Below are 10,521 nucleotides of genomic sequence, written 5' to 3' on the forward strand. Positions count from 1 at the left end.
GGGCGCACGTTGGCTGCTCGTGCGGTGACGGCGCGTCGAAACCCCTGATTCGGTGCGATTCGGGGTTCTACGGCCATCCCACCATCGGTGCCGCGATCCGCGCCGGCGCCGATGTGTCGGTCACGGTGCGGCCTGACCTCCACCATCAAACGTGCGATCGCCTCCATCGACGCCGACGAGTCCGCGTGGACGCCGATCGAGTACACCAACGCCGTCTACGACGAGGGCACCGACACCTGGATCTCGCGGGCGGAGGTCGCCGAGATCTCGTTCACCGCGTTCACCTCCCAGCGCAAGGCCCACCACATCCCCGGTCGGCTGGTGGTGCGCCGCATCCCGGACCTGCGACCACCCAAGGACCAGGGCCAGGGCACGTTGTTCGACATCTGGCGGTTCCACGCGTTCAGCCGCCACCACCGCCCCCGACGAGGTCGATACCGTCGCCGCCGACAAAACCCACCGCCAGCACGCCGTCATCGAGCAGGTGCACACGGACCTGAAGAACTCCGCACTCGCCCATCTACCGTCGAACTCGTTTCCGGCGAACGCCGCGTGGCTGGTCTGCGCGGTGATGGCGTTCAATCTCACCCGTGCTGCCGGCACCCTCCGGCGCACCATCGTCTCGGTCCCCGCCCGCATCGCCTCCTCGGCGAGACGGTTGACGCTGCACCTGCCGACCGACTGGCCGTGGGAAACAGCGTGGCACAACTTGTTCGATAACACCTTCGGTCGCGCACACCCGATCGTCGCCTAACGCCCAGGACACTTGCCCACCCTCAACGCGAAAGCCCCAGTGGAACAACCCGACACGAGAGGTCGGACGCTCAACCACGCCCACACACCGTACCATGCCGCCCAACGAAACTCGCAGCGATCAGGTCAGCGAATCGGTGCATTCGGGGTGAACCACTGGACTCAAAGCACCCTGACAGCCAGGGGTCCCGAATCCGGGATCAGGCCGCCCTATCCGTCCCCTCGCCTCCTCCGACTCACCGGTCGAACATCAGAGTCAACTGTGGATCCGTGGCCCTAGTACTGCCTCCGAATCTAGAGGAAGACCCCCCATCTGGGTGACGCATGCGTGTCGTTCATGCATGAAACTCGAGTCACAGTGTGAGTAGACCCGGGCAACAGCGCCTGCACGTCCCGGCACTGTTCAGCCAACACCAGAGAGAAGGTTGATCATGACAATGGTCAAATCCGCCGACACCGCGACAATTCCCGAAGAGGCAGCACAGGAGACGGTTACGACTCGCGGACAGCAGGTGAAGTCATGACGCAGAAGCGCGGGAACACCGCGATGAATGTCCGGCACGCCTTCTATGTCGTCGCCGGGATCGCGGCGCTTTTCCTGACCTGGCCATTCGCGTTCGACTGGATCGGCGACGGCGGCAACATCCTCAACCCCATCGAGTTCTTCGGTGACGGTATCAAACCGGGTGGAACAGCTGCCTTCCTGAGCATCGACATGCTGATCGCATGGACGGTCTTCATCGTGTGGGTGCTCACGGATACCGTGCGGATCGGCATGGGCCGGAAGTGGGGCGTGGGCTTCATGCTGCTGTCCTACATCGGGGTCTCGATGGCCTTTCCTTTCTATCTCGTCGCCCGTGAGCGATTCTTGGCACGCGCCGCTACCGGTCGATCAGAAACGGCGACAATCGACAGTCCGGCGTCCGAAGCCGCGTGAGGCTCGCAAACACTTGTAGGCCTCTAGCAACTCAGCGAGGCGGCTCGCGTTCGGTCCATTCGCGTAAACATGCCAGATGGATGCGCGCGGTCTGCCCGGAAAAATGAGAACAGCAGAGGGTGCACAACACGGGTGGATGCTGTTCTACGGGCCTCACAGTGGGGAATCAGCCGTTTGATCTAGGGTTTGTAGGTCGTCCGGGGGTGACTGCAGCGGTTCGTGACCTCCTCACCGTGGGATAGGTTCCGGTACGGAAATACCTGTCTGCTACCGTGCGCAGAACGAACTGATTGCGGTGTCGGCGGCACGCTCGGTGTAGCCGACTCCCTCGGGGGATCATCGCCGACACTGGCTACGGCGAATCGGCTGCGTCCGCCCGGATCTGACGGTGCGGCACCTGACCTACGTCGCCGCGACCATGGGCGCACCCCGCAAGGCGGTCCCGACCGCTACCATGCGCTCGTTGTTGGTGGGGTTTGCGCGCACCACCGGCGCCCGACGTCGGCGGTGCCCTGCCGTGAGCCCGGGACCCGTCAAATCCACCTCAGACCCAGTCGAACCCACCAATCACTCCTGATCTCCCGCCCGAGGGCACGCAGATAACGGAGCCGGTGTGACTGGCCGAGATCCACTGGTGCACCGAGCGTTATATCCGAAACCAAAGACCGGCATCGGTCTGGGTCTCGACCGAGTCGAAGTCCGCTTCTTGCTCGGCTGGCATCACCACACCACCCTAGCCACCGCCGCGAATCCGTCCGGCCTTGACACGTTGCCAGTTCACCTCCGCAAGAGCAGGGGACTGACTCTCAGCGCCATCGCGCGCAAGTGCGACGCGCAGCGAACTATCGATCGAAACCTGTCCTCTGGGGCAGCATCACCCGCGTCGCCGTCCGCGTTCTTCATCGACCACCCCGCGGAAGGACCGGAGAGCCGGTGACCTGGCCAAACGCACCTGAGGTGCTCGGCCGGGCTGGACTGACCGACGCAGTGGTAGCCGAGGGCGGCCCGAGTTGGGATCTCGCATGGACAACCGCCTGCAACGCCGACGGCAAGGTCCGCGACAGTTCTAATCTGCGAAGTTCGGCAGTTGGATCTGCCCGACGGGTTCGAAAATATACTGGTGATCGTCCGAAGGCGCGGAATGCGTAGCTCCGGTTCACCGACCGCGATGACCTACGATTGACCGCAGTCCCCACCAGCACCGTCCGGGGTCAATTGTCGGGTCGGATCTGGAATGTGGCACCGCCGCACGCGGAGAACCGCGATCGCCGCGCTAAAGCCATAGAGCTGCAGTCTTTTCCGATTGTCCCGCCTCGACCGAGATCGGATTCGGCTCTTGATCGCGCAAGTCGTGTCCGAACTCATGCGTGGGTCAGGTGCGCACGTTCGGTGATCACGAGGCCCGGCTGAGGAACCCAATCGCCTGCACCCGCTGGTGTGCTCGATCGTCGGACTCATCGTCCGCCGCACCCACCTGACACTCACGGCCGACGGCGACTGGATCGACGTTCGAAACACTCGATCCGAAGCCGGAATTGGCCGGCACCGCGCCCCCCGCAGGGTCGGAGTCAAGCCCCAACCCGCTGCCGTGTCCGTCAGCCTTCTCGCCTTGCCCGAAAGGGCCGGTAGCAGCGTCACCGCATTGGCCCCCGGCGGAATTAGCGGAAAGAAGCCGGTCTACCTCCACAGTGAGACCGATAACCCCCAACGTGGTGATGCACGGGAGCCTGTCCGGCGGTCAGACTTAAATCACCAAAAAGATGCGCCTACAGCCACTTCGAATGAGCTGCAGCCACGCCAGCATGGAAAGGATGCCAGCGATGACTGGTGATCGGAGCGGAAACTAGTGACCAGCCACGATGTCGATAACGATTGGCACCGTTCGGCAGCATCGAACCGAGCAGCATCCGCTGCAAAATGGACCCGGAGGGACTACATGCTTTCCATGTCTTACAAGACGATCCACTTACCGTCTACCACCCCATAGATCATGACTGTACCCACGATTACGACACGTGCGAATATGATGCCCAGCGATAAGAACGACGAGTTCAATGCCAACCTGGTAGTCCGCAACCGCAGCACGCCCTCTGAAGGGGTAGTACTGCTGGACCTTGCACACCCGGAAAATGATGCTCTGCCACGGTGGGAGCCGGGGGCACATATCGACTTGCTCCTCGCCGATGGATTAACGCGCCAGTATTCGCTGTGCGGCGATCCTGCCGATTCAGAAACATGGCGAGTCGGCATCCTTCTCGACTCCAATTCTCGGGGGGGGTCGCACTTTGTCCATGAACGACTCCACACAGGGGCAACCGTACGAGTAGGCGGCCCTCGCAACAATTTCCCACTTATCGAGTCCCCCCGCTACCGCTTCATCGCTGGCGGTATCGGTATCACCCCAATAGTTGCAATGATCGAGGCGGCTGAGCGTGCAGGCAGCGATTGGACCCTGCTGTACGGCGGGCGAACAAGAGCATCCATGGCTTTTGCAGCCGACCTCACCACGAAATACGGTGATCGAGTCACTGCCTGGCCACAGGATGAAAGAGGTCTGCTCGATCTCGAAGGCTTCTTGAAAGAGCCCGAGGGCGACACGCTCCTGTACTGCTGCGGACCCGAGCCACTGCTGGCCGCCGTGGAGCAGCACAGCGCACACTGGCCGGCGGGGCTCCTTCATATCGAACGGTTTTCCGCGAGAACGCTTCCAGACGTCCCAGCAGGTGACGAACTCGCAGAGTTCGAGGTGGTGTGCCAGCGTTCCGGCGTCACATTGGAAGTGGCGTCTGGAAAGTCAATCCTGGAAACCCTGGAGGAAGCTGGCGTCCCTATCATTGCCAGCTGCCGTGAAGGCGTATGCGGCACGTGCGAAGTGCGGACATTGGAGGGGACACCAGATCATCGCGATTCGGTCCTCTCAAAGGCTGAGCAGGATTCCGGAGAGGTAATGATGGTGTGCGTATCGCGTGCCTGTACGAAGAGACTAGTACTGGACCTATAACCAACGAGCGTCAGTACCGAGGTTCGCACACACTGAAAGCCCACTTACCGGCCGCCATTCAGCGCCTTTTTGAGCCGCGGCTTACCTACCTTCGAGTTTTGCTGTCAGCCGGGCCGTACGAGGGAAAGTTATGAAGCGAGGGACAAGCATGAAAGAGAAAAAACGATGAAAGTTCGCGATATCGATATCGACTTTTCGACGGCCGAAGTTTTCTGGACGCCGAAGTCACCAGAGTTTGCCCAATTCTGGAACGCCACCTCCAGCTATCTGCCGTACTTGGAACCCTTTCTGAACCGTGTCGTCCGCGAGGGCATGGGACAGCTTTCCGATGGTGATGCGCAGTTCCGTGAGGATTGCCGAATCTTCATTGCCCAGGAGGGGCAACACTATCGTAACCACGAGAAATTCAACACCATGTTGAGGGCATCGGGATACCCAGAACTGGACGACCGCGAAGCGGTCATGAAAGCCAACTACGAAGGATATCTGAAGGACAGGGGCCTCAAATTCTGTCTCGGATACGCCGAGGGCTTTGAGACGCTGGGCCCCATCTTGGCTTGCTATTTCTTGGAAAGCGCACGCGAGTTGCAAGATCCCGAGCTCGATGATCCCACGGCGGATCTGTGGCGTTGGCATCTCGCGGAGGAATATGAGCACCGTCATGTCTGCAACCATCTGTTCCATCGACTGTTTCCTGGGTACTGGTATCGCCTCTTCGGCATCTTCTACTCGGGGCGGCACATGTTCGCATACATGATCCGCACCACGTTGTATCTGTTGGGTGAAGATTATCGGGCGGGCCGCATCCGTAATCCGTGGCGAAGTCGCTTGCGGTTGTTGGGTGTAGGCGGTCGTATGCTCGCCTACGTTCTTCCGCGCTTGATACAATCCATGCATCCGTCTTACGATCCGCTCGATATACCACCGCCCGAGCGCTCAATGGAGGTTCTTGCGAAGGCCGAGGAACTGTGGGCTCGGAAGCGTCCACAGTGACACGGTCGCACGAACATTCTCCGTAGGGCACAGATGCGAACAGTTCCGCGATGTATGAGTCGGTGCACCAGACGAGGAACCGGTGTAGGCGGTGGCGGTGGCGGGCCAGTGCGCGTCACCGCCGATGCGGGCGATCTCGCACAGGGCTCGTAGTTCTGCCTACGCGATGCAGGCGGCGAGTACCTGTCCGGTGTTTTCTCCTCACCGAAAGTGTTTCCATTCTCGCGCCGTGTCTGTTGACAACCGGTCTCGCGCTGCGAGCTGGTGGAGGTGCTCGACCACCACGGTGGCGTTCGGCAGCATCCGGTGGGGGCCGACGGTGGCCGGATCTTTCGCCGCGTGCTGGACTTCCCCTGGACTCGGAGTGTGGGCATGCAGCGATTCCACCCGCCGAGGTGGTGCGCCGGATGTCTCGACCACGCGGGCTCTGGTTCCTATCAGGTCGACGAATGCCCCGGTGCCCGGTGCACCGGTGCACGGTGCACGGTGCCAGTACACCTCTGCCGGCTACCTCGGACACGGCGCGGCCGTCGTCACCGATCTCCTTTCGCGATCCGGGTGCGCAGGTTGCAGATGACCCGGGACCGCGACGGTTCTGCTCGATCGCATCGATGAACTATGTACGCTCGCGGTGATCCTCTCGGCACGGTCACCGAGTGTTGCACCCGTGCAGCAGTGTTCGTCTTTTCTCTGCGAGATGTACATCGGATGTGGTCACCTCTCCTAGACCGACGACGTCGATACACCCCGCCCGGCGAGCACGGTGTACCCCCCGGTGACCACCACCTCCCCGCTGTGTCATCCGGTTGCAGGGCCTCCCCCGACAGCACAGCCTGTCAGCCCCGGGTTTTGTCTAGGTTTTATCTGGATTCCAGTATTGGGTCTGTTCGAAATTCGCGGCATGCATCTCCTCGAATCGGTTGATGGGCCTGACCGACTTCGCCATTGCGGCCTTCGCTCGTTGAACGAGTCGACATGCCGTTCGGTGGTCGCTTGCGCAGCTCGGCGGGGTTCCATGAGAGCGACCATGTGCGTCATCCTCCCTGGTCGGATGTCTTCATAAGACGCAGCCAACCATCGTGGTCGATGCCGACCTCCGAACATGTGCGCGCGGCCACCGCACCCGCACATTTCCATTTCGGCGTGCAACAACGCACCACGTCCGTCGCCGAAGACCCTCGTGAAATTGCTGCGCCACTCTTCCCTGGAGCAACATCCCGTCGCTATCAAGCGATCGCCCGACTTGTCTAATTGTTGTTGCAGGACAGTCGCTTTCGCCAATCTGCATACAATACCGACGATCTCGCGCAACTCCGGACAGCTTCCCTGCGCGCCAGCTGGTTTGCCTCACGAGGGCAGTTGGTTCCAACGCAAGTAGTCGAAACCTGCCTGCTCACCGTTGATCCGTCATCTCGAGATAGCGGTAGATCGCTTCGGACCGATTCATGGCGCCCAGCTTGCGAAGTATCTTCTTGACGTGCGTTTTCACCGTGAAGATGCTGATGACGAGCTCGTCCGCGATCTCGGCGTTGGATGCGCCCCGGACCAGCAACCTGAAGACCTCACGCTCACGAGTCGTCAGCGATGCTAGCGCGACGGGGTTCAGGTCGTCATGGGAAGTCCCGGGCAACGCCGATACCTGCTCGGCCGAGTTCTCATCGACGAAGCTGACATCAGCGTGTTCGAGGAGCTCGGCTTCGCGGGCTTCCTGTTGCAGGCGTTGGACGATCAAATTCTTCTGTTCACTGAGGTGGTCGGCAAGCATTGCCCGTTCGAACAACGTCCCGAAACTGCGAGCATATGCCCCGAGCACGTCCCGGACCACAACATCCGCCGGGTCCCCAGACGAGCGACAGCCGTGCACAAGACCGATGACGCCGGTCGACAGGGTGATCGGGGCAACCACATAGGAGTTGGTGGCGAGCATCTGCAGGGCCTCGTAGCTCGGCCGTATATCTGAGTCCGGACCCGCGAGTATCGGGCAGCGGGCTTCCGACGCCCGACTCTCGGCAGATTCGAAGCCGAGGGGTAATGCCTGCAGCGAACTCAGGGCCTCGCCCGAGCCCGTCGCGCTGTGGAGTTCGAGCGCTGTCCACGTGCCGTTGTGCACTTCCGAGAGGAGAATGCGGTCGAGTCCCGCCGCGCTCGCGGCCTCGACGCAGATTCGTTTACGAAGGCCGGCAACGGACTCCGAGCCGCGCAATCGCCGGATCGCACTGGCAAACTCGCTGGGTTGCACGATGTGCCCCGGTCCCGCGTGCGCCATGCGAATCCGCATGCGCGTGTTCTGGAGGTCGACAATGACGCGACCGAGAGCTCGTTGCTGTTCGCTGCCAAGTTTCGGAAGCGTCGCAAGTGCCGATTCGGTGGCCTCGTCGAGCAGGGCCATCTGAGTACCGAGCGAGACCCCTCGAATCTCGTGGGCGCGAGGACCGACACCGTAGTCGTCGCGGAGCCGATCGAGGAGGACCATGACGGCGTGCGACAACTCGCGGTCGCTGGTCGACCGCACGGCGGCTCGCCCCGTTTTGCCGGTCATCTCGCTCGTCGGGCCTGACTCGAGAAAAGGGCCGCGGCCGCAGCGCGTGTCGGTGCGTGCAGCTTCTTGAGCACGGCTTTCACATGCGACTTCACGGTGCCCTCGGAGATGACCAGAGCCTGCGCGATCTGATTATTGGTGGCCCCGGTTGCCAGGTGAGATAGGATTTCGCGCTCTCGGACGGTCAGCACGCTGTTGATCTCGAGCACCCGATTCTCCCCGGCCTCGTCGGAGGAACTGTCGGCCGGTGCAGCAGCCTCACGAGATAGAAGCGCGTCCGCCTTCGAAATCCGGTCCAGCATTAGCTGGGTTGCATCGAACGACTCCTCAACCCGAGCACGCTGCAACTGGATTCGGTGCTTCAGCACCGCTTGCTCGTAGACGATGGCCAGAATCGTCGCGAAGGTGTCCAACCGATCCCGATCATGCGGATCGAGGATATCCACCGACCCGGGCCGATCGGCATGGAGCAGTCCGATGACCTTCCCTGCGGACATGATGGGCGCCGCGACGTACGCCGACGTCCGGGATCGACTGACGATCTCCTTATGCGTCCGGTCGTCGTCGAAGGGGTCCGCGACCAGGGCGGGAACTCGGCGTCGAACCAGCTCAGTTTCCAGAGGCGCTTCAGCCAGGGACAATACCGCGTTGTCGATGTAGTCGGAGAAGTCGAGAGGTGAGCCGTTGAGCCCAGGCTGCAGATAGAGGTGTCGGGGCTGCCACAGCGAGCCGGAAACAGCGGAGATCATGGAGCGCGCGAAGGGCATTTGCGTGCACACCACCTCTGGCGCTGCCTCGATGATCTGTCGCGGGGGAAGTCCCCGGAGCCGCGCTGCAGCGTCATGTACCTCGCCGAGCTCCGCGATCCGGCGGATCGCCTCGGCCTTTGCGACCTGCTCTTGAAGACGTTCGATGTCGACGAGAACACGGCATGCGTCTCCGATGTCGGCCACAGTGAGACGCCCGTCGGTCAGCGCGTCAGCGAGGCGGTTCCGGGCCGCGTCCAACGACATAGTCAGCGTAGGAGCGCAAACTGCGATTGAATGGTCGGCCAGCAGTTTTCCTGCGGTATCGAGGCTGCCGGTCGCCTGCTGGACGAGATCCGCAAGATACGGGTCCGTCAGGCTCGTCGTCCGGCTCACCGTTGCTCCTCTTCGGTTGCATGCTTGTCATCACTGAAAACTCTCATCGTGACTGACATCACTCATGAAGTATAACGGGTTCCTGGTCAGTTATGCGAATGGTATGACCTAATTCCGTTGTTGGGATCCCCGCGGACGGTCCACGGGGTTGATTCATGCGGGTAGATCGCGGGGTAACGACCCGCGCTAGCGTCTCGACAGCGCACGTTTGCACATCATCGAATTTGCGCCTTCAACCAGCATCGCAGCTCAGGGGGCGATTCGTGCATGTGGATGAACAGCGAGTAGCCAGCTACCGTACCTGTCCACCCGTCGTCGGGGACTGGGCAGTGGTAGCCGAGCACCCTGCCTCCTAGCTGACGACACCGAAGTCACCGCCCTCAGCCACGGCATTGCCCCCTCACCGGCATCTACAGGAGAGACTTGGCCGACGCGGGGTAACCCTGTCGACGTCGCATTAGCCCTCCTGTCGCGAAACGTCGGCAGCGCGCCGACGACTGCCCTCTCGATCGACGAACACATGCCGCCGCCCGACGCGATCCTTCGGTTCGCTCCTGCACTCTGTCGACCGGAAGTACTCGCCAGAAGTGTCCGTCACGTAATTCCTCATGCTCGGGAGTGCTGAGTCGAGGACGGGGTGCGGATCAGGTTGCGCTGGCGGCGCGGTGTCCGGGACGTTTGCGGGGCCGGTAGGACGGTCCGTCCATCAGGATTTGATGGCAGGTGTTGATGAGTAGTGCCGCATCAGGCAACGTTTGCCTTGTTCACGATTGTTCCGCCAGATGATGTAGCGGCGGATCATGCTGGTCTGCTCGCGATGAGATGCATGGTCGGTGCCATCGAGCGCGAGGTAGCGCAGCGTGGTAAACCGCGCCTCGTCGGGTAGCGGGGACGCGTTGCCGCGCCCCCGCCCCCTCAGAACCGGCCGTGCCCGATTTCCGGGCAACCGGCTCGAGCACGCCCTGAAAGGCTCACAGACCGTCGGAAGTGCTGTGCTCGTTGCCATCACCGGTGCCCCGGTGGTAGCAGTGGGCGTGTATGAGATGCGGCGCGGTGCGTTTGTCCGGTGTGCCAGCCCCCGTGGTGGCGGTGATCGCGTGTTTGCAGACCGCCTTGCGGGTGGCCACCAGCCACAGTTCCCACTCCTGTGGGCTTT

The 10,521-nt window shown here is 61.9% G+C and carries 6 protein-coding genes and 2 pseudogenes; 4 read left to right on the plus strand and 4 right to left on the minus strand.

What is annotated here, in order from left to right; genetic code table 11:
* The 4 genes and pseudogenes from AZG88_RS15130 to AZG88_RS15150 all read left to right on the plus strand — a co-directional run.
* Positions 1-754 (plus strand): annotated as a pseudogene (locus tag AZG88_RS15130) (IS1380 family transposase); the annotation flags it as partial.
* Positions 755-1,273: 519 nt separating this feature from the next.
* Positions 1,274-1,690, plus strand: a complete 417-nt coding sequence (locus AZG88_RS15135; protein WP_061698163.1) for a DUF2834 domain-containing protein — start codon at positions 1,274-1,276, stop codon at positions 1,688-1,690.
* Between the two features lie 1,990 nt (positions 1,691-3,680).
* On the plus strand, positions 3,681-4,691 hold the full coding sequence (locus tag AZG88_RS49845) for a PDR/VanB family oxidoreductase (protein ID WP_082833321.1): 1,011 nt from the start codon (positions 3,681-3,683) through the stop codon (positions 4,689-4,691).
* 165 nt (positions 4,692-4,856) lie between these two features.
* Positions 4,857-5,684, plus strand: coding sequence for a metal-dependent hydrolase (locus AZG88_RS15150; RefSeq protein WP_061698166.1), 828 nt, complete (start codon positions 4,857-4,859; stop codon positions 5,682-5,684).
* A 1,393-nt stretch (positions 5,685-7,077) separates the two neighbouring features.
* Here the strand turns inward: AZG88_RS15150 and AZG88_RS55000 are convergent.
* The 4 genes and pseudogenes from AZG88_RS55000 to AZG88_RS53630 form a co-directional block, all read right to left on the minus strand.
* Entirely contained in the window at positions 7,078-8,223 is a 1,146-nt protein-coding gene (locus AZG88_RS55000) for a response regulator transcription factor (protein WP_061698167.1), read from the minus strand.
* The gene (locus AZG88_RS15160; RefSeq protein ID WP_061698168.1) at positions 8,220-9,365 is read right to left on the minus strand and encodes a LuxR C-terminal-related transcriptional regulator; all 1,146 of its coding nucleotides are present in this window, start codon (positions 9,363-9,365) and stop codon (positions 8,220-8,222) included. Before AZG88_RS15160 ends, AZG88_RS55000 begins: the two co-directional genes overlap by 4 nt.
* A 644-nt stretch (positions 9,366-10,009) precedes the next feature.
* Positions 10,010-10,099, minus strand: a pseudogene (locus AZG88_RS55555) (ATP-binding protein); the annotation flags it as partial.
* A 237-nt stretch (positions 10,100-10,336) separates the two neighbouring features.
* Positions 10,337-10,521: hypothetical protein (locus AZG88_RS53630; protein ID WP_231914015.1), on the minus strand; the 185-nt coding region annotated here is incomplete at its 5' end.

This window comes from Rhodococcus sp. LB1, assembly GCF_001583455.1.
Taxonomy (GTDB): domain Bacteria; phylum Actinomycetota; class Actinomycetes; order Mycobacteriales; family Mycobacteriaceae; genus Rhodococcus_F; species Rhodococcus_F opacus.